20 protein-coding genes are annotated in these 23,349 nt (G+C 72.5%); 10 read left to right on the forward strand and 10 right to left on the reverse strand.

What is annotated here, in order from left to right; all coding sequences use genetic code 11:
* Positions 1-53: 53 nt before the first annotated feature.
* Complete coding sequence (locus ABZY45_RS15975) at positions 54-1,277, forward strand: type ISP restriction/modification enzyme (protein ID WP_356740262.1); 1,224 nt, start codon at positions 54-56, stop codon at positions 1,275-1,277.
* 91 nt (positions 1,278-1,368) lie between these two features.
* On the forward strand, positions 1,369-2,601 hold the full coding sequence (locus tag ABZY45_RS15980; protein WP_356740264.1) for a CaiB/BaiF CoA-transferase family protein: 1,233 nt from the start codon (positions 1,369-1,371) through the stop codon (positions 2,599-2,601).
* Positions 2,602-2,611: 10 nt separating this feature from the next.
* On the opposite strand, the gene ABZY45_RS15985 is transcribed toward ABZY45_RS15980, so the two are convergent.
* Both ABZY45_RS15985 and ABZY45_RS15990 read right to left on the reverse strand, forming a co-directional pair.
* Entirely contained in the window at positions 2,612-2,875 is a 264-nt protein-coding gene (locus ABZY45_RS15985; RefSeq protein ID WP_145806706.1) for a hypothetical protein, read from the reverse strand.
* A gap of 474 nt (positions 2,876-3,349) precedes the next feature.
* Positions 3,350-4,159, reverse strand: coding sequence for an SGNH/GDSL hydrolase family protein (locus ABZY45_RS15990; RefSeq protein ID WP_356740266.1), 810 nt, complete (start codon positions 4,157-4,159; stop codon positions 3,350-3,352).
* Positions 4,160-4,492: 333 nt separating this feature from the next.
* Here ABZY45_RS15990 and ABZY45_RS15995 point away from each other — a divergent pair, with 333 nt between their 5' ends.
* On the forward strand, positions 4,493-5,587 hold the full coding sequence (locus tag ABZY45_RS15995; RefSeq protein WP_356740268.1) for a DUF5925 domain-containing protein: 1,095 nt from the start codon (positions 4,493-4,495) through the stop codon (positions 5,585-5,587).
* Between the two features lie 110 nt (positions 5,588-5,697).
* On the opposite strand, the gene ABZY45_RS16000 is transcribed toward ABZY45_RS15995, so the two are convergent.
* Positions 5,698-6,072: a GntR family transcriptional regulator gene (locus ABZY45_RS16000; protein WP_356740270.1), complete on the reverse strand. Its 375-nt coding sequence runs from the start codon at positions 6,070-6,072 to the stop codon at positions 5,698-5,700.
* A gap of 93 nt (positions 6,073-6,165) precedes the next feature.
* Here ABZY45_RS16000 and ABZY45_RS16005 point away from each other — a divergent pair, with 93 nt between their 5' ends.
* Both ABZY45_RS16005 and ABZY45_RS16010 read left to right on the forward strand, forming a co-directional pair.
* A complete protein-coding gene (locus ABZY45_RS16005; RefSeq protein ID WP_356740272.1) occupies positions 6,166-7,086 on the forward strand; it encodes a GNAT family N-acetyltransferase in 921 nt (306 codons plus the stop codon).
* Positions 7,067-7,567 carry a DUF402 domain-containing protein gene (locus ABZY45_RS16010; RefSeq protein ID WP_356740274.1) on the forward strand — a complete coding sequence of 167 codons (501 nt, stop codon included), beginning with the start codon at positions 7,067-7,069 and terminating at the stop codon, positions 7,565-7,567. Before ABZY45_RS16005 ends, ABZY45_RS16010 begins: the two co-directional genes overlap by 20 nt.
* Before the next feature lie 7 nt (positions 7,568-7,574).
* Here ABZY45_RS16010 and ABZY45_RS16015 read toward each other — a convergent pair whose 3' ends face one another.
* From ABZY45_RS16015 to ABZY45_RS16030, 4 genes are read right to left on the reverse strand one after another with little or no spacing between them, the layout of a single operon-like run.
* Positions 7,575-9,050 (reverse strand): trifunctional class I SAM-dependent methyltransferase/NUDIX hydrolase/VOC family protein, encoded by a 1,476-nt coding sequence (locus tag ABZY45_RS16015; RefSeq protein ID WP_356740276.1) that lies wholly within the window; start codon positions 9,048-9,050, stop codon positions 7,575-7,577.
* 34 nt (positions 9,051-9,084) lie between these two features.
* Entirely contained in the window at positions 9,085-10,572 is a 1,488-nt protein-coding gene (locus ABZY45_RS16020; RefSeq protein WP_356740278.1) for a tripartite tricarboxylate transporter permease, read from the reverse strand.
* 3 nt (positions 10,573-10,575) lie between these two features.
* Positions 10,576-11,103, reverse strand: coding sequence for a tripartite tricarboxylate transporter TctB family protein (locus ABZY45_RS16025; protein WP_356740280.1), 528 nt, complete (start codon positions 11,101-11,103; stop codon positions 10,576-10,578).
* Positions 11,100-12,083: a tripartite tricarboxylate transporter substrate-binding protein gene (locus ABZY45_RS16030; RefSeq protein ID WP_356740282.1), complete on the reverse strand. Its 984-nt coding sequence runs from the start codon at positions 12,081-12,083 to the stop codon at positions 11,100-11,102. Before ABZY45_RS16030 ends, ABZY45_RS16025 begins: the two co-directional genes overlap by 4 nt.
* A gap of 128 nt (positions 12,084-12,211) precedes the next feature.
* On the opposite strand from ABZY45_RS16030, the gene ABZY45_RS16035 reads away from it, so the two are divergent.
* The 3 genes from ABZY45_RS16035 to ABZY45_RS16045 all read left to right on the forward strand — a co-directional run bounded on the left by ABZY45_RS16035 (position 12,212) and on the right by ABZY45_RS16045 (position 15,922).
* Positions 12,212-12,910: a response regulator gene (locus ABZY45_RS16035; RefSeq protein ID WP_356740284.1), complete on the forward strand. Its 699-nt coding sequence runs from the start codon at positions 12,212-12,214 to the stop codon at positions 12,908-12,910.
* 172 nt (positions 12,911-13,082) lie between these two features.
* Entirely contained in the window at positions 13,083-14,657 is a 1,575-nt protein-coding gene (locus ABZY45_RS16040; RefSeq protein ID WP_356740286.1) for an alkaline phosphatase D family protein, read from the forward strand.
* Positions 14,658-14,896: 239 nt separating this feature from the next.
* Positions 14,897-15,922, forward strand: a complete 1,026-nt coding sequence (locus ABZY45_RS16045; RefSeq protein ID WP_356740288.1) for a lytic polysaccharide monooxygenase — start codon at positions 14,897-14,899, stop codon at positions 15,920-15,922.
* 50 nt (positions 15,923-15,972) lie between these two features.
* Here ABZY45_RS16045 and ABZY45_RS16050 read toward each other — a convergent pair whose 3' ends face one another.
* The 3 genes from ABZY45_RS16050 to ABZY45_RS16060 form a co-directional block, all read right to left on the reverse strand.
* The gene (locus ABZY45_RS16050; protein WP_356740290.1) at positions 15,973-16,860 is read right to left on the reverse strand and encodes an alpha/beta fold hydrolase; all 888 of its coding nucleotides are present in this window, start codon (positions 16,858-16,860) and stop codon (positions 15,973-15,975) included.
* A 158-nt stretch (positions 16,861-17,018) separates the two neighbouring features.
* Entirely contained in the window at positions 17,019-18,017 is a 999-nt protein-coding gene (locus tag ABZY45_RS16055) for a hypothetical protein (protein WP_356740292.1), read from the reverse strand.
* Complete coding sequence (locus ABZY45_RS16060) at positions 18,014-21,490, reverse strand: DNA polymerase III subunit alpha (RefSeq protein WP_356740294.1); 3,477 nt, start codon at positions 21,488-21,490, stop codon at positions 18,014-18,016. Before ABZY45_RS16060 ends, ABZY45_RS16055 begins: the two co-directional genes overlap by 4 nt.
* 155 nt (positions 21,491-21,645) lie before the next feature.
* On the opposite strand from ABZY45_RS16060, the gene ABZY45_RS16065 reads away from it, so the two are divergent.
* The gene (locus ABZY45_RS16065) at positions 21,646-22,698 is read left to right on the forward strand and encodes a DUF3533 domain-containing protein (RefSeq protein WP_356740296.1); all 1,053 of its coding nucleotides are present in this window, start codon (positions 21,646-21,648) and stop codon (positions 22,696-22,698) included.
* Between the two features lie 189 nt (positions 22,699-22,887).
* Positions 22,888-23,340: a hypothetical protein gene (locus ABZY45_RS16070; protein ID WP_356740298.1), complete on the forward strand. Its 453-nt coding sequence runs from the start codon at positions 22,888-22,890 to the stop codon at positions 23,338-23,340.
* Positions 23,341-23,349: the final 9 nt, after the last annotated feature.

The following is a 23,349-nucleotide window of genomic DNA, read 5'->3' on the forward strand; positions in this document are numbered from 1 at the left end:
GGGGTCGTTACGATGCCGGAGGCGGCGGACGTGGCGACGGGGAGGACGACACGGTGGCAGCACGGGTGGCGGCCGGAGCCGGCAGGGGCGACGCGCCCCCGCTGCTGGACGACCTCATGCCCTGGTCGGTCCGGCCCCTGAGAACGGGACGCTCCTGGGTGACCGCGCCGGACGCCTCCTCCCTCCGGGCCCGCTGGGACCTGCTGGCCGGGGCCGAAGGGGCGGAGCAGGAGCGGCTGTTCGGGCCGAGCCGCTCCCGCACGCCGCTGACCCCGGCCGCCGCACTGCCGGGCCGGGCCACCGGGACGAGCGCTTTCGCCCGGGACCCGGGTCCGTATCCCGAGCCCGTACGCATCCTGCACGGCCCCTTCGACGAACAGTGGCTGATCCCCGACCACCGGCTGCTGGACGCCGCCCGGCCCGAGCTGTGGCGGGTCGCCGACGGCCATCAGCTCTTCGCGGTCGAGCACGGACATGTGCCGCAGGGCACCGGGCCCGCCCTCTCCGCCTCCGCGCTGCTGCCCGACGGGCACTCCCCCGCCGGGCGCCCCGGACGCATACGGCCGCTCTACCGGCGGCCCGGAGGGCTGGAGCCCAACCTCGCCCCGGGCCTGACCGGCCTGCTGGGCGCCCGCTACGGGCAGCCGGTCACCGCCGAGTCCGTGCTCGCCTGGGCCCTGGCCGCAGCCCTGCCCTCGCCCGGCGGGCCGGTCGTGCCGCTGCCCGCGGACGGGGCGCTGTGGGCGCAGGGCGTCGAACTGGGCCGGGAGCTGCTGCGGGTGCAGCTGCGCGGGGCGCGCGGCGGGGAGCGGCCACGGCTTCCGGGCGGCCGTCGTCCGTACGTCCGGGCCGCGGTCGATCCCCGGCCGGACGCGATGAGCTACGACGCCGATGACGAGGCGCTGGTCATCGGCGAGGGGCGGATTTCGCCCGTGCCCGTCGGGGCCTGGGACTTCCGGGTCGGCGGGGTGCGGATGCTGGAGCTCTGGTTCGGGCGGCGCACGGCCCCGGCGGAGGGGCTGGCCGCGGTGGGGCCGCGAGGCTGGCCACGCGAAAGGACCTCGGAGCTGCTCGAACTGATCACCGTGCTCGCCCTGCTCGACGGCCTCGGGCCGCGGCAGGAGGCCCTGCGGGCCGCGCTGGACGGGGCTGAGCCCCTGTCCCGGAGCGGGCTGCGCGCCGCCGGGGTGCTGCCCGTGCCCCCCTCGGCCCGGCGCCCCGCGTCCGTGCTGGACCACGAGGAGGAAGGGCCGGAGGGGCAGTTCGCCTTGCTGTGAGGTCACGCACACGGCCGCGAGGTGACAGACGGGCCACGCATGCGCCCCGCGAGGTGACAGACGGGCCACGCACACGGTAAGCACGCTGCCCATGAGCAGCACACAGCCTCTCCCGCTGGAAGGCGTCACCGTGGTGGCCGTCGAACAGGCCGTCGCCGCCCCCTTCGCGACCCGGCAGCTCGCCGACCTCGGCGCACGGGTCGTCAAGATCGAGCGGCCCGACGGAGGTGACTTCGCGCGGGGCTACGACACCGCGGCCCGCGGGCTCGCCTCCCACTTCGTCTGGTGCAACCGTGGCAAGGAGTCGGTCGCCGTCGACCTCAAGGTCCCACGCGGCCTGGACGTGGTGAAACGGCTCGTCGCCGGGGCCGACGTGTTCGTGCAGAACCTCGCGCAGGGGGCCGCCGCCCGGCTGGGCCTCGACGCCGCCACCCTCTGCGCCGCCCACCCCCGGCTGGTGGCCGTGGACATCTCCGGCTACGGGGCCGAGGGCCCGTACGCCCACAAGCGGGCCTACGACATGCTCGTCCAGTGCGAGGCGGGCCTGGTGTCCGTCACGGGGACCCCGGAGCAGCCGGTGAAGGCGGGGATTCCCGCAGCCGACATCGCGGCGGGGATGTACGCCTTCTCCGGGGTGCTGGCGGCCCTGCTGAGGCGCGCGGCCACGGGGCGCGGGGGCCCGGTCGAGATCTCGATGCTGGACTCGCTGGCCGAGTGGATGGGGCACCCGCTGCACCACGGGATGCACGGAGGGGAATCCCCGGTACGCACGGGACTCGCACACGCGGTCATCGCCCCGTACGACGCGTACGCCACCGCGGACGGCGAGCGGGTGCTGCTCTCCGTGCAGAACGACCGGGAGTGGCGGCGGCTCGCTGACCAGGTGCTGGAACGGCCCGAGCTGGCCGACGACCCGGACTTCGCGACGAACACCGCGCGGACGGCCAACCGCGCGCGGACGGACGTGGTCGTGGCCGGTGCGCTCGCGGCGCTGAGCGGCGACGAGGCACTGGCACGGCTGGAGGCGGCGGGCATCGCCTGCGCCCGGCTGAACACGGTGGCGGACGTGGCCGCACACCCTCAGCTGGCCGCACGGGACCGGTGGCGGGAGGTGCCCACGCCTGCCGGCGCGCTTCGGACGCTGCTGCCCCCGATCACGCTGCCGGGCGGGGCGCCGGCGCCGATGGGTGCCGTACCGGCGCTGGGGGAGCACACCGACGCAACGCTGCGGGCCCTGGGGATGACGGGCGGGCAGACAGCAGCACTGCGTCGGGACGGAGTGATCGTGGACGCGGCCCTGAGCGGAGGGCCGGACCGGTCGTGACAACCGTCGGTCAGTGGCGGCTGCCGAAGAGCGAGCGCCGCAGTCGCCGCAGCGGGGCGAAGAGCGAGACACGCGCGCTCCTGCTCCGGCGGCTGTGCGCGGCGTCGCGCGAAGTGAGCTCGAGCATCAGCAGCGTCGCCTCCGCCGACTCACGCTGCGGGACGACGGGGCCGCCCAGCACTGCGAGATGGCGGTCGAGGCGCGAACTGGTCGCACCGCTCCCACACGTAATGGCAGGCACACGCGGCCTGCTGCGCACTGTTATCTGTTCCATGTCACTCCCCACCCGTACGAGGGCACCCGGCCCGGGCAGGTTAACCCTATCGTCCCGCGATGACACTCGTGTATCCCGGCCGCAGGATTGCACACTCGGGTACGGGGGTTGACGGCCCGTTACCGCACCCTGCCGGTTACGTACGGAATGGTCAACTCGGCGGCGATCCGGCTGCTCGGCGGGGGACCCGGGTGCGGTGCGACGGTTGCGCGGGGGCGCACGCCGGGGGCTGCCTACCGGCCCGACGATCCGAAGTGCTTCCGTACGCCGCCGGTGACGCACGCCACCGGTCATGCGCGTCGGCCGCGCACGAAGAGGAGGCCCGGCAGCGCGGGGCCTCCTCCGGGCGTACGGCCGGAGGAGGCCCGGCAGCGCGGGGCCTCCTCCGGGCGTACGGCCGGAGCGGCGGGAATGTGAGGTACGTGACGCGAGGTGCGCCGCGTGGCGCGTGCGGTCAGGCCTTGGAGCGTGCGGTCAGGCCTTGGAGCTGAGGACCGGCAGATAGCCACCGGACTGGCCGGCGGCGGTGGGGTGGTACGACTCGCCGATGTTGAGCCAGTTCACGCTGTGCAGCCAGGCGCTGCCCGAGCAGATCTCGTGCCCGGTGAAGGTCGAGGTGACGTCGCCGAAGGTGAAGCCGTGGTCGGCGGCGCGCTTGGCGGTGGCGGCGTTGAGGTGGTCGGCGGCGCCGTTGATGGCGGCGCGTTCGTTCTCGCTCAGGCCGGCGATGCAGCTTCCGGCGAGCTTGTAGAAGCGGGGGTAGCCGAGGACGACGACGCGGGCGGCGGGCGATTTGGCGCTGATCGCCGTGTACACGGAGTCCAGCCTGCCGGGGAGCGTCGAGTCGACGAAGGCACGGGCGGTGGCGATCCGGCTCAGGCAGGTCGCCTCGGACTGCAGGACGCAGGTGGTCATGACGTCCGCGAAGCCCGCGTCGTTCCCGCCCACGGAGATCGAGACGAGGTCGGTGGAGGCGCTGAGGAAGGAGAGCTGGCTGCTCGTCACATCGCCGGTGGTGGCCCCCGAGCAGGCCTTGAAGGCGAACGAGGCCGGGCTGTTGGCCGCGGCCCACAGGGCGGGGTAGGCGCGGGTGCTGCGCTTGCAGCTGCCGCTCGCGCTGTCGTAGCTCCCGGCACCGACCCCTGAGGAGTAGGAGTCACCGAGGGCGACGTAGTCGACGGCCTGTACGGATTCCTTGGCCTGGGCGACGCCGGCACCGGTCAGGGCGAGAACGGTACCGAGCAGGAGAGAGGACGAGAACGCCACGAGTCTGGACATTTTCATGAGACCTCCTTGGGCAGGATCTCTGCCTGCTCCGTGGTAGCAGTACCGACCCAGCCTTCGGAAGTGTTCATGCCAAAAAGCTTCGACCGGGCCTTCCTGACCACCCCTTGGCGGTGCGTCACATCGAAGTCCGGCATCCGGCGCACTGGGGGGCAAAGTCGCCGGCGCGCGCCGGAGGCCGGGCGCAACGGGGCCGGCCGTGGACCACGGCTGATCCCGGAGTGCCGGGAGGGCGAGGGCGCCCTCCCGGCACTCCGCGGCGGCCCACCCCGTCCCGGGGCAGCTCGTGAAACCTGGGTGCGCGGTGTGCCGCCGTGCCGGATCATGGGCGCCATGTCTGCCAACCCCGAGTCCGCCCTGCCGATCCGGCTCAACGTCGACGACAGCGATTCGCCCTCGGACGTCGTGGACGCGCTGTTCCTGGGCCGCTTCGCGACGGGCGAGCAGCCCTATTCGCACAGCTCCTCCCTCGACCGGGTGAAGCCGGGGGCGACCCTGCTTCCCGCGGAGGCCAAGGTGCTCAGGGCGGCACGTGACGACGACCGCAGTGCCACACTCGCGGAGGGTGACGGCTGGACGCTGCTGATCTCGCGGTGGAGCCGCGGCGCCGATGTCACGGTGACCGCGACCAGTCCCGAACTGGCGCAGAAGGTGCTGTCGGAGGCGACCGACGGCGCGAAGGACGAGCCGGAACCGCAGCCGGAGAACGTGACCATGGGTTTCTGGTACGTCTCCCCGCGCCGCGGCCCGCACCGCACCACACGGCAGATCGCCGCCGGGACCTGGGAGGAGGTCCGGCCCAACTACACGGCCCCGGTGGCCGATGCGATGGACCGGCTGATGAAGGTCACGCCCGATGACATCGCGGGGCGGCTGCTCCTGCTGCACGGGCCGCCGGGCACCGGCAAGACCTCCGCGCTGCGCACGCTGGCCCGTTCATGGCGCGACTGGTGCCAGGTCGACTGCGTACTGGACCCGGAGCGGCTCTTCAACGACGTCGGCTATCTGATGGACATCGCCATCGGCGAGGACGACGGTTCGGCGAAGGGCCGGTGGCGCCTGCTGCTGCTCGAGGACTGCGACGAGCTCATCCGCGGCGAGGCCAAGCACACGGCCGGGCAGGCGCTGTCCCGGCTGCTGAACCTGACGGACGGTCTGCTGGGGCAGGGGCGCAACGTGCTGGTGGGGGTGACGACCAACGAGGACCTGGAGCGGCTGCACCCCGCGGTCGTCAGGCCGGGACGCTGCCTGGCACGTATCGAGGTGGGCTCGCTGACCCGCGCGGAGTCGGTGTCCTGGCTCGGTACGGACGCGGGCCTCGGCCGGGAGGGCGCCACGCTCGCCGAGCTCTACGCCCTGCGGCGCGGCACCGGCCCGGCGTCCGTGCCGAAGCAGGACGCGGGTGCCGACGCGGGGATGTACCTCTGATCCCCACGGGCCACGCCGCCCGCACGGACGCAGCACCCCCCGAGGGAGCGACGGCGCCTGCGTCACCCCGCGGGCCACACGGAGACACAGCCCGCCCGGCCCGCGCAGGGTCACCTCGCGTAGGCCGCCCGCACCGCGTCCTCGGCCAGCGTGAGCGCGTCGGCCTGTGCCAGGCCCAGTCGGCGTGCCTGTTCGGCGTACTCCTGCGCCGCAGTCGCCGCGTGGCGGGCCGCGGCGTCGCCTGCCGCGGCGACGAAGGTGCCGTTGCGGCCCCGCGTCTCGATCACGCCGTCGGTCTCCAGCGCCCGGTAGGCCTTGGCCACGGTGTTGGCGGCGAGGCCCAGTTCACCCGCGAGGCCGCGTACGGTCGGGAGCCGGAAGCCGACGGGCAGGGTGCCGGAACGGGCCTGTTCGGACAGCTGGGCGCGCAGCTGTTCGTACGGTGCGGTGGCGGAGTCCGGGTCAACGGCGATCTTCAGGGTCACGCGCCGATTCTCTCGCACCACGCGTCCCGGCACCGCAGGTCACCGCCGGAAATTCGCGCGCGGGCGGACGACACCCCGCGTTAGCGTGCGCCCATGACGGTACTCGTGCGTGACTTCCTGCCCTCCGACGCCGAAGCCTGGGTGCGGGTGAGGCGGGCCGCGCTTCCGTACATGGTGACGACGCCGGAGCAGGTTCTGAGTGATCTGGCCTCGGCCCATCCCGACCGGCACTACCGGCTGCTCGTCGCCGAGGAGGACGGCGAGGTGATCGGCACCGCGCAGGTCGGCATCTCCCACGAGAGCGCGAAGCCCGGCCAGGGGTTCTGCAACCCGTACGTACTCCCGGACAGGACGGGACGCGGCGCGGGGTCGCTGCTCGCACGGACCGGTGAGGAGTACCTGGCCGGAGTCGGTGCGAGCGAGGTGTACGCCTGGGTGCTCGACGAACCGGCCAACCGCGCGTTCGCCAGGAAGCGCGGATACGCGCCGCGCAGGCCGGCGCACTTCCTCCGTCTGGACCTGGCGGGCGGCGCGCTGCCGCCGGTCCCGGAGCTCCCTGCCGGGGTGGAGCTGCGCACCGCGGCTGACTACGAGCACGACCCGCGCCCGCTGTTCGAGGCGGACGCGGAGACGACCGCGGACGAGCCGAGCGACACCCCGGTGGAGTTCTCCGACTACGAGAACTGGCTGGCCACGACCTGGCGGCAGCCGGGCTTCGACCACGCGCTCACCACGGTCGTCGTGGTGGACGGGAAGGTCGCGGCGTTCAGCGTCGCGCAGACCGACGGCCTGACCCGCTACTGGTCGGGCATGACCGGCACCGTGCGGGCCTTCCGCGGCCGGGGTCTCGCCAAGCTCGCCAAGTGCGACTCGCTGCACCGGTCGCGCGCCGCCGGATACACGGACGCCTACACCGGCAACGACGCCGACAACGGGCCGATGCTGGCGATCAACCGCTGGTTCGGCTACGAGATCTGTGCCACGGAGGTACGCCATGTCCGCACACTCGTCTGACCCCTCGGCCACGGTGACGGTCGCCCTGGTCAAGGCCGGCCGCACCAAAATCCGCTATCCGGCCGAGCAAGTGAGCGACGACGGGACACGGATCACCGTGAGGGCGCCGTGGGCGGCTGACGGGGTGCGTGACTTCGGCTTCGTGCGGTTCGAACCGGGCGATGTCTTCACCGAGCACTACTGGCGCGACCGGTGGTTCGCGGTGAAGGAGGTCCGCACCGGCGGCGGTGAACTGAAGGGCTGGTACTGCGACATCACGCGGCCCGCCGTGCTCCGGGGCGCCGAGCTTCTGGTCGAGGATCTGGATCTCGACCTGTGGGTCTCCGCCGACGGGTCGTCCGTACTGCGCCTGGACGAGGACGAGTTCGAGGAGAGCGGCCTCGCCGGGCGCGACCCTTCGGCGGCGGAGGCGGCCGTGCGGGCGCTGGACGAGCTGGAACACCTGGCCCGCACCGAGGGGCTGGCCGCGCTGGTGGGCTGAGCCGGCCTCACGGGGCGACCAGCTCCACCTCGAATCCCGCGCTGTTCACCAGATACGCCGCGTAGTGCCCGCTGCCGGCGCCCGGGACACTTCCGGGCACGAGCGGCTGCCAGCCGTGTCCGGGAGCGCGTGCGGCCAGGGCGTCCAGGGTGGCGCGGTCCCGGACGTGGAACGCCAGGTGGTTGAGGCCCGGGCGCAGTCTGTCGTGCGTCCCGCCGGTCAGATCGGGTGAGTGCTCGGCCACCACGTAGATGTCGCCGCGCCGCCAGCTGCGGCCGTGGGCCCATTTCTGGTACGGGACATGCCCGAGTTCGCCGAGCAGCCAGCCCCATTCCGCCTCGGCCTCCGCCAGGTCGGGAACCCACAGCTCGATGTGGTGCACCCGGCCGGTGGGGGCCGCCGTCACCGGCAGCGGGACGGCGCGCCGAGGTCTCTCCGGGACATACGCGACGGTGTCGCCGTCCTCGTGCCAGTGGATGAGGAAGCGCTCCTCCGCGCGGTATCCGTCGAGTCCCGCCCGGCAGTACGCCACGATGTCGTCCGGCAGCGCGTCCAGCGGGAACCAGGCGAGCTCGGAGCACTTGTCCGGCTCCGCGTTGCGGGGCGGGCGCGCGGGGTCGAGGTGCGCCTCGAAGAACCATCCCATCCTGGGGTTTCCGCCCGGCCCCCTGTGCTGCATCACGAGGGCGACCCGGAGCTCGTCCGGATCGAGGACGATCCCGATCTCCTCGGCCGTCTCGCGGACCATGGCCTCCCGGACGTCCTCGCCGTCCTCGGCGTGGCCGGAGGGGGCGTGCAACAGTCCGTCCGCGTATCCCGTGCCGGCGCGCCGGGCGAGCAGCACCTCGGAGCCCCGGCGCAGGATCAGGTGGACGTCGACGACCTCGGCGTGCCTGCGCGGGGGTTCGGCGCGGGCCACCAGGGCGTACCGCTCGTCGTCGACCTCCTTGCCCCAGAGCCTGGCGTCGCCGGAGAGCGGCTCGTGGTGGACGCGCTCCGTGTGCTCGCCCAGGAGGGCGGTGAGACGGGCCGCCGAGAGGCCCGTGCCGCCCCACACCCCTTCGATGAGCACCAGCCGTCCGCCCGGGCGCAGCAGCGAGAACCAGTGCCGCAGGGCGGCCGCGGGGTCGGGCAGCAGCCAGACCACGTGCCGGGCGAGGATCACGTCGAACCGCTGGTTGCCGACCGGCGGCCGGCCCGCGTCGCCGACGAGCACCTCGGCGCCGGTGCCGGCCAGCTTGTCCCGTGCCCGCTCGGCCATCCGCGGTGACCGGTCGACCGCGGTGACCCGGTGCCCCTGACCTGCGACGAGCAGGGACAGGCTTCCGGTGCCGCATCCGAGGTCGAGCACCTCGGAGCGGGCGGGGGGAAGCCAGGTCTCCATCCGGCGCGCCCAGGCGCTGCGGACCACCGGGTCCAGGAGTCCGTGGTCGGGCTCGTCGTCGAAGGACTCGGCGGCGGCGTCCCAGTCGGTCGTGGTCATACCCACGATTGTCGCAGCCGCCGCCGACAGTCCGTCATGTCCTGTCGCGCCCCCTCACCTTGCTCACCAGCGGCCACAGCAGGATCACCGCGACGATCGCGTAGACGGTCACAGAGAAGGGTGTGTCGACCAGACCGGTCACGCTGCCGTCGCTGATCTGGAGGGCGCGCCGCAACTGCTGTTCGGCGGAGGGGCCGAGGATGACGGCGATGACGGCCGGGAGCACGGGAAGGCCGTACCGCCGCATCCCGAAGCCGATCAGTCCGATCACCAGCAGGATCACCAGGTCGACGGCCTCTCCGCCGACCGCGTAGGCACCGACGGCCGCGAAGAACAGGATGCCCGCGTAGAGGTAGGGGCGCGGGATCCGCAGCAGCTTCGCCCAGACCGGTGCCAGCGGCAGGTTCAGCGCGAGCAGCAGCACCATGCCCACGAAGAGCGAGGCGATGAGGCCCCAGACGAGCTCGGGTTCGCGCTCGAACAGGAGCGGTCCGGGCTGGATGCCGTACTGCTGGAAGGCGGCCAGCATGACGGCGGCGACGGCCGTGGTGGGCAGTCCGAGGGTGAGCATGGAGACCAGGGTCCCGGCGGCGGAGGCGGAGGCCGCCGCCTCCGGTCCGGCGACGCCCTCGATGGCTCCCTTGCCGAACTCGTCCCGGTGCTTGGACAGCCGCTTCTCTGTGACGTACGAGAGGAAGGTGGGGATCTCGGCCCCGCCGGCCGGGATCGCGCCGAAGGGGAAGCCGATGAAGGGCCCGCGCAGCCACGGTTTCCAGGTGCGCCGGACGTCGGGCTTCCCGAGCCAGGGGCGGCCGACGGGGATCGGCTTGCCACTGGAGCGGCGCAGGTGCGCGGCGACCCAGAGGGCCTCCCCGATGGCGAAGAGCCCGACGGCGACGATGACCACGTCGATGCCGTCGGCCAGTTGGAGCGAGCCGAAGGTCAGGCGCTGCTGGCCCGTCATCTGGTCCAGGCCCACGAGGCCGATGGTGAGGCCGATGAGGAGCGAGGCGAGGCCGCGGATCCGCGAGGAGCCCAGGACCGAGGTGACGGCGATGAAGGCCAGCACCATGATGGCGAAGTAGTCGGGTGCGCCGATGTCGACGGCGAGCGACGCGACGGTCGGGGCGAGGACGACCAGCAGGATCGTGCCGATCATGCCGCCGGCGAAGTGGCCGATGGCCGCCGCGGCCAGCGCCTGGGCACCGCGGCCCGCCTTCGCCATCGGGTTGCCCTCGATCGCCGCGACGACGGCCGCGCTCTCCCCCGGGGTGTTCAGGAGGATCGAGGTGGTGGAGCCGCCGAACATCGCGCCGTAGTAGATCCCGGCGAACATGATGAAGGCGCCGGTCGGTTCGAGTCCGTACGTCACCGGCAGGAGCAGGGCCACGGCCATGGCGGGGCCGATGCCGGGGAGCACGCCGATCGCCGTGCCGAGCAGGACGCCGAGCGCCGCCCAGAGCAGGTTGACCGGGGTGAGCGCCGTGCCGAAGCCGTCGACGAGGGAGTTGAGGGAATCCACGGGTCAGAGCACCCCCATCAGCGGGCCGCCCGGGAGGGGCACCCCGAGCAGGTTGTCGAAGACGAAGTAGGTCGCCAGGGAGAGCCCGGCGGCGATGAGCGGGTCACGGTCGATGTGGCGGCTGCCCAGCGCGTACGCGGAGCCCCAGAAGAGCAGGGCGCCTGAGATCGGGAAGCCGAGCGGGCCTATGAGGGCGGCGAAGGCGAGGAAGACGCCGGTGAGCAGGGCGACGGTACGCCGGTCGGCGGGTTCGGCGAGGTCGACGTCCTCGCCGCCCTCGGCCTCGCCCCGGCCGCCGCGCAGCACGTCGACGGCCAGCAGGACGGCTACGGCGAGCAGCCCGGCGCCGACGGCGATCGGGACGGTCCTGGGGCCCACGGGCCCGCGCTGGGTGATGTCCACGTCCATCGTGAGGGCGTCGGTCAGGACGAGGGCGCCAAGGACGAGCAGGATGACGCACACGCCGAGTTCGGAGTGCTCGCGCAGCCAGGCGCGTGCGGTGGCGGGCCGGGGCCCGGTCTCGTCCGTCACAGTCCCAGCTCCTTCAGGACGGTGGCGACGCGGTGGTCCTGGGCGTCCAGGAAGTCACCGAAGTCGTCGCCGGCGAGGAAGGCGTCGTCCCAGCCGTTCTTCTTCATGGAGTCGCGCCACTGCTTCGATTCGTGCAGCTCGCTCACCAGGCCGATGAGCTTGTCCCGTTCGGAGTCGGAAAGTCCGGGCGGCGCGACGATGCCGCGCCAGTTGGTGAAGTCGGTGTCGAGACCCGCCTCGCGGAGGGTGGGCGCGTCGAGGCCCGGGACCCGCTTCGGCCCGGTGACGGCGAGCAGGCGCAGCTCACCGGCCTCGATCTGGTCGAGGTACTCACCGACGCCGGAGACGCCGAAGCCGACCTTGTTGCCGAGGATGGAGGCGAGGAGTTCGCCGCCGCCGTCGAAGGGGATGTAGTTGACCCGCGCGGGCGCGATACCTGCGGCCTTCGCCATCAGCATCGGCGCCAGGTGGTCGGGGCCACCGGGCGAGGAACCGCCGCCGACCGGGATCTTCCCCGGGTCCTTCTTCCAGGCGGTGAGCAGCTGGCCGATCGTCTCGTACGGGGAGTCCTTCGCGACGACCACGATGTCCTGCTCCTCGGTGAGCCGGGCGATCGGGGTGGTGTCGGCGAGGGTCGTGGTCGACTTGTTGGTGTGGACGGCGCCGACGACGCCGAGGCCCATCGACATGGCGAGCTTGCCGTTCCCGTGCTCGGCGGCCAGCCGGGTCACGCCGACGGTGCCGCCCGCGCCTGGCAGGTTGAACACCTCGATGCCGTGGGTCAGTCCGGCGTCCTCGGCGTTCTTGGCCGCGGTGCGCGCGGTGATGTCGTAACCGCCGCCGGGTGTGTTGGGGACCATGAAGCGCAGTCCGGGGATCTGCGTGCCGGTGCCGGAGCCACTGCCGGTGGAGAGCAGGGGCGGGCCGACGACCACCAGCAGCGCTGCCCCGAGCAGGGCGAATGGAGTGCGCAGTCGCACCGGATGCCGCCTTTCGAGCCGTGTGTGCGTGTGAGGTGGCCCACATGTTGCCTGCGCGTAGGCAAGCTGTCGCCGTTCCGGAACCAATGGACGTTGTGGTCCTTGTGGTCGCGCCCTAGCGTGTCGGGGTGACGAAAGTGCTGGTGGTGGACGACGACTTCATGGTCGCGAAGCTGCACAGCCGCTACGTGTCCGCAATGGACGGTTTTACAGTCGTGGGCGTGGCCCACACCGGCGCGGAGGCGCTGCACGCGGCCCGCCTGCTCCGCCCCGACCTGGTCCTGCTCGACATCTACCTCCCCGACATGGACGGCATCCAGGTCCTGCGGGAACTGCGCGCCATGGAGGAGCGGGAGGGGAACACGCACAGCGCCGACGCGCTCTTCATCACTGCGGCCCGCGAGGCCGGGGTGGTGAGGGCGGCCCTGCGGGCCGGCGCCCTGCACTACCTGATCAAGCCGTTCCACCGCGCGGCCCTGCAGGAACAGGTCCAGCACGTGGCCTCGCTGCGCAACCGTCTGGACGCGCTGGACGAGGAGCACCGGGAAGCCCGCCAGGAAGACGTGGACCGCATCTTCGGCACCCGTCCCCCGGGCTCCCGCGAACTCCCCAAGGGGCTGGCCGCCCACACGGCGGACCTGGTCGAACGGATCCTCCGCGAACACCCCGCGGGACTCTCGGCCTCCGAGTGTGCCGAGGCGGGCGCCCTGTCACGGGTCAGCGCGCGCCGCTACCTCGAGTACTTCGCGGAGACGGGGCGGGCCGAGGTGTCGCTGCGGTACGGCGGGACGGGCCGGCCCGAGCGCCGCTACCGCGCGATGTCCTGAGTCGCCCGGCCCATCGGCTGTGGTGTTTCGCGCGGGCGTCCTGAGCCGCCGGCCGCATTGGCTGTGGTGTTCACGTATCGCTCGGCAACCGGCCATGCGTTACGCGTGAGCATGACATCAACTCCCGGCACCGTTTCCGAGGTTGGCGCAGTCGACCGAGGAGGACGGACCCGTGATCGCGAATTCCGTGTCCCGCAGGCAGATGTTCGGCTACGGCGGGGCGGCAGCCGTCGCGCTGATGCTCGGGACGGGGGCGTGGGACACCCGGTCCGCGTACGCCGCACCCGCCCTGAAGGGAGACCCCTTCACCCTGGGCGTCGCGTCGGGCGACCCGAAGCCGGACGGCGTCGTGCTGTGGACGCGTCTGGCCCCCGAACCCTTCGCGCAGGACGGCCTCGGCGGGATGCCCGCCACGCCCGTCCGCGTCCAGTACGAGGTGGCGCTCGACGAGCGGTTCCGCCGTGTTGTGCGCCGCGGCAGTGTCGTGGCGACTCCCGAACTGGCGCACTCCGTCCACCCCGAGGTGCACGGGCTCGCCCCCGACCGCACGTACTGGTTCCGCTTCAAGGCCGGCTCGGCGATCTCCCCCGTGGGGCGCACCCGCACCACCCCGGCCCCCTCGGACTCCCCCCGCGAGCTGAAGTTCGCCTTCGCCTCCTGCCAGGCGTGGCAGGACGGCTACTTCACGGCGTACCACCACATGGCGCAGGAGGACCTGGACCTGGTGGTGCACCTCGGGGACTACCTCTACGAGTCGGGCGTCAAGACGAACAAGCGCGGCGTGAGCACCGATCCGAAGTTCCACACGGAGACCCTCGACCTCGCCCGCTACCGCCTCCAGTACGGCCTCTACAAGTCCGAGGCACCACTGCGCGAGGCGCACGCGAACTTCCCGTGGATCATGACGTTCGACGACCACGAGGTGGAGAACAACTGGGCGGACGAGACGTCCGAGAACAACGAGGACCCCGAGACCTTCCTGCTGCGCCGCGCCGCCGCCTTCCAGGCGCTGTACGAGCACGCGCCGCTGCGCCGCACCCAGCTGCCTGACGGCCCCGACGTACAGATGTACCGCAGGCTCTCCTATGGCCGGCTCGCCGACTTCACCATGCTCGACACCCGCCAGTACCGCGACGACCAGCCCTGCGGCGACGGGGTGTCGGCCGACTGCGCGGACCGCTTCGATACGGACCGGACCCTGCTCGGGGCCCGGCAGCGCGACTGGGTGCTCAAGGGCTTCAGCCGCTCGCAGGCGCGCTGGCAGATCCTCGGCAACCAGGCCCCGATGGGCCAGACCGACCACGACCCGGGTCCCGGCACGACGGTCTGGATGGACCCCTGGGACGGGTACGTCGCCGAGCGCAACCGGCTGCTGGCCGAGGCGGACACCCGCGGTGTGCGCAACCTGGTCGTCATCACGGGCGACCGCCACCAGAACTACGCGTGGGACCTCAAGCGCGACTACAGCGACCCCGGGTCGGCCACCGTCGGCTCCGAGTTCGTGGGCACCTCGATCACGAGCGGTGGTGACGGTGCCGACATGACGGCCCAGGGCCGGACGTTCCTCGATGCGAACCCGCACATGAAGTTCTTCAACAGCCAGCGCGGCTACGTGCGCGTCACGGTGGACCGCGAGCGGTGGACGAGCGACTTCCGCGTCCTGCCGTTCGTGACGAAGCCGGACGCTCCGATCAGCACGCGCGCGAGCGTGGTCGTGGAGGACGGGACGCCAGGCGTCCAGGTCTGACCCAGCAGCGCCGCCGCCGGGCACCCGGGCCTCCGGGCCGTCCTGCGGCGGCGCGGAAAACCTGGTGCCGGCGCACCGCTGGCGAGCGCCCGGGAAGCCGGGTTCCTGAGCCCTCCCCTAACCGTCCCTTAAGCCCACCATAACGATGCTCACCTGCGCCTTTTCACGCCCGAATCCCCTCTCGGCGGCGGCTAGTTTGCTGATCACCCAGACGTGTCCGCCGAAGGAGAACCACCACCATGGCCGTCATCACCACCGCTCGCCGCAGGCTCGCCGGAAGCATCCTCGCCCTCGGTGTCGTGCCGCTCGCGCTGACCGGGCTCGCCGCCGCCCCGGCCGCCGCCCACGGTTCGCTGAGCGATCCGGTCAGCCGGGTCTCGGCCTGTTTCGCGGAGGGCCCGGAGAACCCGCAGTCGGCGGCGTGCAAGGCGGCGGTGGCGGCGGGCGGGACCCAGGCGCTGTACGACTGGAACGGGGTGAACATCGCCAACGCGGCGGGCAACCACCGCTCGCTGATCCCGGACGGCAAGCTGTGCAGCGCCGGCAACGACAAGTTCAAGGGGCTCGACCTGCCGCGTGCCGACTGGCCGTCCACGCCCATGGAGGCAGGCAGCCACACCTTCCGGTTCCGGGCCACCGCGCCGCACAAGGGCTCGTTCGAGCTGTACCTGACCAAGGCGAGCTACGACCCCACGCAGCCCCTGAAGTGGTCGGACCTGGAGGAGAAGCCGTTCGCCACGGCCACCGACCCGACACTGGAGAACGGGTCGTACGTCTTCGACGGCACCGTGCCGCAGGCCTCGGGGCGGCAGTTGATCTACACGGTCTGGCAGCGGTCGGACTCCCCCGAGGCCTTCTACGCCTGCTCCGACGTGGTCTTCGGCGGTGGGAGCGCCGGGGGCGGCACCACCGAGGAGGCCCCGGCGCCGGTCGCCTCGGCCCCGTCCGACGAGGAGATCGACGAGGGCGCCGACAAGTCCTCCGTCGAGCACAACGGCCACGGCGACGACGACGCCTCGACCAACGCGGAGGTCACCGAGGCGGCGGCCCCGGCAGGCGAGACCGGGGCGAACGCCCCCGAGCCGAACAACGTCGCCGCGTCCCCCGCGTCCGGGGCCCCCGCCGGCGACGTGCTCGCCGAGACGGGTGGCAGCAGCAGCACCTCCTACCTCGCGATGGGCGGAGCCGCCGCGCTGGCCCTCGGTGCGAGTGCCCTGTTCGTCTCGGTCCGGCGCCGGGCCTCGGGCGGCGCGCACCGCGCCTGAGCCCGCGTCCGCCTGACCCCCGGGAACTCCCGGGGGCCAGGCGGGTTTCCTCAGCCGACGGCCGAGGCGCAGTTCGTCGGGGTGGCGCGCGCCGGGTCGAGGGCGTTCGCCACCTCGTGGAAGGCGATCCGGTCGATGGTCCCGATGGCGACGTGCTCGGACAGGTCGACCGGGCACAGGTCCTGGAGCAGGACGTTGCGTACGTTCGGCCCGTCCAGGTACTGCGTGCGGTACGGGGTCACGACCTCGTCGTACCGGGTCGCGATGACGGTGTAGCGGACCCCGGGCACGGTGTCCCCGCCCGCGTTGAGCTTCGTGAGGAAGGCCGAGCCGGCGATCTGGTCGGCGAGGCCCGGGGTGTTGGCCGTGAGCAGGTCCTCGGCCCCGGGGAAGTACGGGAGCAGCGCGGTGAGACCGAGGAGCGTGGTGCCGTGGTTGTCGGGGGCGATCCCGATGAGGGCGTTCACCTTGTCGGCGCCGCCGAGGAACTTCAGGTAGTGGTGGGGCATCATGCCGCCCTGGGAGTGGCCGACGAGGTCGGCCTCGGGGGCGCCGGTGGCACCGAGCACCTTGTCGACGAAGACGTCGAGCTGTCCGGCCGACTTGTCGATGGGACCCAGGCCGTGGAAGAACGGCACGCCCGGGAGCTGCCCGTAGTCGAGCGAGAAGACGCAGTAGCCCCGGTTGACGAGGTAGGGCGCCAGGACCAGCCAGTTGTCGACGGAGTTCCCGAAGGTTCCGTGGACGAGCACGACGGGGCGAGGGTGGGCTGCGGATGGCTTGCAGGAGTAGTCGTTCCAGCCTCGGGACGGGGCCGCGGATTCGGCTGCGGTCGCGGTCGCGGTGGGGGCGGCGAGGAGCGCGGTGAGGGTGAGGATCAGGGCGGCGAGCGTCCGGCGCGCGCGTGGAGGGCGCGGGGCACGGGTCCAGGGCAGCATCGGGTGGTCTCCTTGCGGCTCAAGGGAGTGGCGGTGTCGGTGCGCCCTGCGGCCCGGACCACAGCGAACTGCGTTTTCTACGTGCTCATGCCAAATTACGCATGAGTAAGGTCGCTCGGGAAGTTACGCGTCAGTAAAAAGATTCCGGCACCCCGGGGTCAGGCGGCGAGCCGCCCCGGCTTCACCGCCTGAGGGCCGAACTTGGCCCGCAGCTTGTCGGAGACCGCCTCGATCTGCCGCGCCCGTTCGTCCACGGGGTCGAAGGTGAGCTGATGCGCGGCCCGTTCCGCGTCGTGGAGCCCCTCGGCCCGCAGCCCGATCCCCCGCACCCGCGCCCGCTGGAGCGCGAACGAGTCCTGGATCCGGTACGCGAGCGAGGTGAGCGCCGCCGAGTGCGCGGTGGGCTCCGGGAGCGTACGGCTACGGGTCAGCGTCGCGTAACCGGTCCGGTCGGCGTACCGCACGGAGACCGCGATCGCGCGGCACACCTGCCCGTCGGCGCGCAGCCTGGCGCCCAGTTCCTCGGTGAGCGAGAGGAGCGCGCGGCGGTGCTGCTCCGGGTCCAGCTCGTCCCGGGGGAAGGAACGCTCGGCGGCGATCGAACGGGCCGCAGCGTTCGGTACGACCCGCGCGCGGTCGATGCCGTTGGCACGCTCCCACAGCTCGCGGCCGGTCCGCACCCCGGTGATGCGCTGCAGGGTGGCGAGCGGGGCGGCGGCGATCCGGCCGATGGAGTCGAGCCCGTATCCGCACAGGGTGCGCGCTGTCGCCGCCCCGACACCGTCCAGCGCGGCGGCGGGCTTGGACGCGAGGAAGCCGGCGTGCTCACCGGGGGCCACCACGAAGGTGGTTCCGGCCGTCGCCTGCCGCGCGGCCATTCTGGCCAGCATGGGGTTGGAGGCCGCCCCGATCGCGCAGTCCACGCCGTGCAGGGCGAGGGCGCGCACCCGGATCACGGAGGCGAGGCCCGCCACGTCCTGCCCGAAGTAGCGCAGAGCGCCGCCGACATCGGCGAGCGCGGCTCCGGGCGGGGCCGCCTCGACGACCGGCGTGAACGCCCCGAGCAGGGCGAGCAGTCCCTCGTACTCCGCACTGTCCGGCAGTCCGCCGCCGATCCGGCGGAACCGCAGGCACAGGACGGCCGGCTGGTCGTTCATCCCGCGCTCCCGGGGCTCTGGTGCCACAGTTTCCTTCCGGTGGGCGCCCCTTCGCCGGCGGGCTGGAGATCGGACCAGGGGTTCATCTCGAAGCCGGTGGGCAGCTGGATGCGACGGCCGCCGTCGGAGGCACCGTCCTCCTCGGAGTTCTTCCCCTCATCGGGTACGGGCTCCTCCGCGAGCCGCGCCGCGACGGCGTCCAGCCCGCCGGTGCGCCGGAGTTCGGCCAGCTCCGCCAGATTCCAGGCCGCCGATCCCACCACGCTCATGCTGCGGGGGCCGCGCCGCTGGACCACCCCGCGCACCAGCAGCAGCCAGGAGTGGAAGACGGTGTGTGCGCAGGCGGCATGGCTGTCGTCGAAGAACGCCAGGTCCACCAGGCCCGTTCCGTCGTCCAAGGTGGTGAAGATGACCCGGCGCCCGGAACGTATCGGCGGCGTCTGGGTGGCCGCCTTGGCACCCGCGACCAGCACGGTCTCCCCGTGCCTGGCCTCCCGCAGCCGCTTGGCGGAGACCGCGCCGAGCTCCTCCAGGAAGGCGTGGTGGTCGCCCATCAGATGGCGCGACACATCCATGCTGAGGACGCCCAGCTCGGCGCTGAGGCGTTCGGCGTCGTTGAGGTCGGGCAGCCCGACGGTGCCGGTGCGGTGCCCGCCGCCGAGCGGGAGCTGGGCGCCCGCCGCACCGGAGCCGGAACCCCGCTGGGCGCGGTGGAGTTCGGACAGGTGCAGCAGCAGATCCCTGCGGTTGCCGCCGAAGGCGTCCAGCGCGCCGACCTGGGCCAGCCGTTCGGCGGCCGGTTTCCCGGGCCTCGCCCGCTGCCAGAAGTCCAGCAGGGAGCTGTAGGGCTGTCCGGCCTCGATCCTGGCGACCTCGGCCTCACTGATGCCGTGGACGTCCGAGAGGGCCAGCCGCAATCCCCATTTGTCACCGTTCTCGCCAGACACCAGTTCGATCCGATGGGCGGCCGCCGACCGGTTCACGTCCAGCGGCAGCACCGGCACCCCGCGCCGCCGGGCGTCCGCGAGCAGCAGCCGCTTCGGGTACATCCCGGGGTCATGGGTGAGCAGCCCGGCGTAGAAGGCCGCCGGGTGGTGCGCCTTGAGCCAGGCCGACTGGTACGTCGGCACGGCGAAGGCGACGGCGTGCGCCTTGCAGAAGCCGTAGCTCCCGAACGCCTCGATGATCTCCCAGGCACGGGTGATCACCTCGGCGCCGTACTTCCGCTCCGCCGCCCGCTGTGCGAACCAGACCCTGATCCGGGCCTGCGACTCGGGGTCGGAGAGCCCGCGCCGCACACGGTCGGCCTCGCCGCGTCCGCAGCCGGTCATGATGTTCACCATCTCGATGATCTGCTCGTGGAAGACGACCACCCCGTAGGTGTCGCGCAGCGCCCCCTCCAGGTCGGGATGCGGGTAGCGCACGGGCGCGCGGCCGTGTCTGGCCTCGATGAACGGCCGCACCATGTCGGCAGCGACCGGACCCGGCCGGAACAGCGAGATGTCGACCACCAGGTCATGGAAGGTGGAGGGCTGGAGCCGGCCGACCAGGTCGCGCTGGCCCGGCGACTCGATCTGGAAGCAGCCCAGCGTCTCGGCGCTCCTGATCAGCCGGTACGTCTCCGGGTCGCCCGGCGGTACGGCGTCCAGGTCGACGACCTCGCCGGACGCCCGCTTCACCTCGGTCACCGCGTGCGCCATCGCCGACTGCATCCGCACGCCGAGCACGTCGAGCTTGAGCAGCCCGAGGTGTTCCACGTCGTCCTTGTCGAACTGCGCCATCGGGAAGCCCTCACCACTGGTGGGCATGACCGGCGTACGCCGCAGCAGCGAGTCGTCCGAGAGGAGCACCCCGCACGGGTGCATGGCGATTCCGCGCGGCAGGGCGTCCAGCGACTCCACCAGATCCCAGAGCCGCCCGTACTTCTCCTTCCGCCCGGCCACGGCGCGCAGTTCGGGCAGTTCCTCCATCGCGGCGCGGGCGTCCCTGGCCCGGATGTGCGGGAAGGCCTTGGCGAGCCGGTCGATCTCGGCGGGGTCCATGGAGAGGGCGGCGCCGACGTCGCGGATGGCGTGGCGCACCCGGTAGGTCTCGGGCATGGAGACGGTCGCGACCCGTTCGGCGCCGAAGCGTCCGATGATCGCGCGGTAGACGTCCAGCCGCCGCGCCGACTCGACGTCGATGTCGATGTCGGGCAGTACGAAGCGCCGCTTGGACAGGAACCGCTCCATGAGCAGCCCGTGCTCGACCGGGTCGGCGTGGGCGATCCCGAGCAGGTGGTTGACCAGGGAGCCGGCGCCCGAGCCGCGCGCCGCGACCCGTACGCCCATCTCCTTCACGTCGTCGACGACCTGGGAGACCGTCAGGAAGTAGGTGGCGAAGCCGTGGTGGGCGATGATGTCCAGCTCGTGGTGCATCCGCTCCCAGTAGTCGCGCCTGTGTTCGTACCCCCGCCGTATCATGCCCGCGGCGGCGCGGGAGGCCAGCACCCGCTGGGCGGTACGCCGGCCGGCCCCGACGAGACGCGGCTCGGGGAAATGGACCCCGCCCAGGCCCAGGTCGCCCGCGGGATCGACGCGGCAGGCGTCGGCGGTGGACCGGGTCTCCGCGAGCAGCCGCTCCCCGGCTCCGCGCCCGAGCCCCGCGGCGGAGGTGATCCGCTCGGCGGCCTCCCGCATCGCGCGGGCGTCCTTGAGCCAGCGCTCCCCGCTGTCGAGAGGGGAACGGCGCGGGTCGACGGGCACGAGCCTGCGGGCCGAGTCGAGTACGTCGGCGACCGGGCCCTGCCCGGGGTCGGCGTACCGGACGGCGTTGGTCAGCACGGCCCGCACCCCCTGTTCGGCGGCGAAGCCGACGGTGCGGGCGGCGAGCCGCAGCGATCCGGGGCCGGTGCCCTCGCGGCCGTGATGGACGGCTTCGAGGCGCAGGGCGTCGCCGTAGATCTCCCTCCAGGGCGCGAGCAGGGCGGCGGCCCGGTCGGGCCGGCCGGCGGCCAGCGCCTCACCCACCTCGGAGGCGGGGCCGAGCAGCACGGTGAGCCCTTCGGCGGGCAGCGCCTCCCGGCCGACCACCGGCTGCCCGGCGTCCGGGGCTCCGGGGCCGGCGGCGTGGGCGGCGGTGACCAGCCGGCACAGTTCGGCCCAGCCGTCCGCGCCGTCCCGGGCGAGAAAGGTGACCCGGGGTGCGGATTCGTCGACGAAGGCACCTCCGCGGGCCGGGGTGCGCGGCCGGCGCGTACGCCCTTCGCCGCCCGTCTGCCGCGCCACCGCGAGCTCCGCCCCGAAGAGCGGCCGGACGCCGGCCTTCTCACAGGCCCGGGCGAAGCGGACCGTGCCCGCGAGGCTGTCGCGGTCGGTCAGCGCGAGGGCGTCCATGTCCCGCTCGACGGCGCGCTCGACCAGCCGCTCCGGGTGTGAGGCCCCGTAGCGCAGGGAGAACCCGGAAACGGTACGCAGATGCGTGAACCCGGGCATCCGCACCTCCTGGACCGATCCGTACTCACCACCCCTCGCTCTCCACCATAGACCAAGTTTCGAACGTTCGTACGATAACCGAGCGTGCGGCCACTTCTCCGCCATTCGGCCCGCCTCCGCCTGCGCGTGCAGCGCCCTCCCCGGACCGTGGGGGCATGACTTTCGCTGACGAGGTGAAGAACGCCGTCACCGCACGGGCCGCACTGCTGGTCATCGGCGTACTGGGACTACAGCTGCTGTTCATCGCCTCCTACGTCGGCGCGCTGCACAGGCCGGACCCGACGGACGTGCCCTTCGGCGTGGTCGCCCCGCAGCAGGTGTCCGGGCAGCTCGTCACCCAGTTGGACGGGCTGCCGGGCGGCCCCCTCGATCCACGTGCGGTGTCCGGCGAGGCCGAGGCCCGCCGGCAGATCCAGAACCGCGACATCGACGGGGCCCTGGTCGTCAGCCCCGGGGGAACGGCCGACACCCTGCTCGTCGCCTCCGGCGGCGGCACCGTACTGGCCACCTCCCTGGAGGCGATCATCACCGAGGCGGAGGCGCCCCGGAAGCGCTCGGTGCGCACCGTGGACGTGGCACCCGCCTCCCCCGACGACTTCGACGGGCTCTCCTCGTTCTACCTGGTCGTGGGCTGGTGCGTCGGCGGCTACCTCTGTGCCTCGATCCTGGCGATCAGCGCGGGCACCAAGCCCGCCAACCGGCAGCGCGCGCTGATCCGCACCGCGGTCATGGCGCTGTACTCGATCGCGGGCGGGATCGGCGGGGCGGTCATCATCGGCCCGATCCTCGGCGCGCTGCCGGGCAGCGTGTGGGCCCTCGCCGGGCTGGGCGCCCTGGTCGTCTTCGCCGTCGGCATGATCACACTCGCCCTGGAGGCACTCACCGGCATCGTCGGCATCGGTCTGGCCGTCCTGCTCATCGTGATCGCGGGGAACCCGAGCGCGGGCGGCGCCTTCCCGCTGCCGATGCTGCCGGACTTCTGGCGGGCGATCGGGCCCGCCCTGCCGCCGGGCGCGGGAACCTGGGTGGCCCGCTCGATCGCGTACTTCCACGGCAACGCGGTCACCGGCCCCTTGCTGGTGCTCTCCGCCTGGGCGGTCGTCGGCACGGCCCTGACCCTGCTCCTCTCGATGCGCCGCCGCACCCCGGCGGTCGACGCCGGCCCTTCGCCGGCCGCCGGCCCTCTTCACGAAACCCACACTCCGTGACGCTTCTGCGAATTCGCGGCACGGAAGACGACCGCACCCCAGGGGGCCCGTCACGGCGGCGACCGGCTGATACAGCGCGAGTGGGGTCGGTTACATGTGCAATGCCACTTGGGCCGAGGGCTCAGGTCACTCGCTAGAGTGATCACGCCTGAACAGTCCGGCAGTGAGTGGCATCAGCAAGGGGGACCCGTGTCGTTCGAGGAAGAGTGGGCTCAGCAGAAGGACGTGGTGACCGAGCGCCACTCGTCGCAGACGCGGTTGAACCAGCTCCCCGCCGACCAGGGGGCTACCCCGCAGCCGCCTTTGCTGGGCAGCAGCAGTTCCCCGGACCTGGCGACCACGCCCGCCAAGAAGAAGAAGGCGGCGAACAGCATCGAGAACAACATCGAGCCGGGCACCAGGACCGCCGCGAACGCCGCGGACGAATCCGTCAGCGGCGCCGTCGCCGAGTTCAAGGGCTGGGAGACCGCCACCGGGCTCAAGAAGGCCCACGAGCAGTGGGACGAGCAGGTCAAGCGGCTGATGAGCCGCCTGAGCCACGAGAAGGCGGCCCTGCGCAACACGGCGATCCTGTTCACCAACAACGACTTGGACACCGAGGCCGGTTTCGCCCCGGTGAAGTCCAAGGTGTCGGGTATCTAGGGGGAACCG

Source organism: Streptomyces sp. NPDC006516 (assembly GCF_040611875.1).
Taxonomy (GTDB): Bacteria; Actinomycetota; Actinomycetes; order Streptomycetales; family Streptomycetaceae; genus Streptomyces.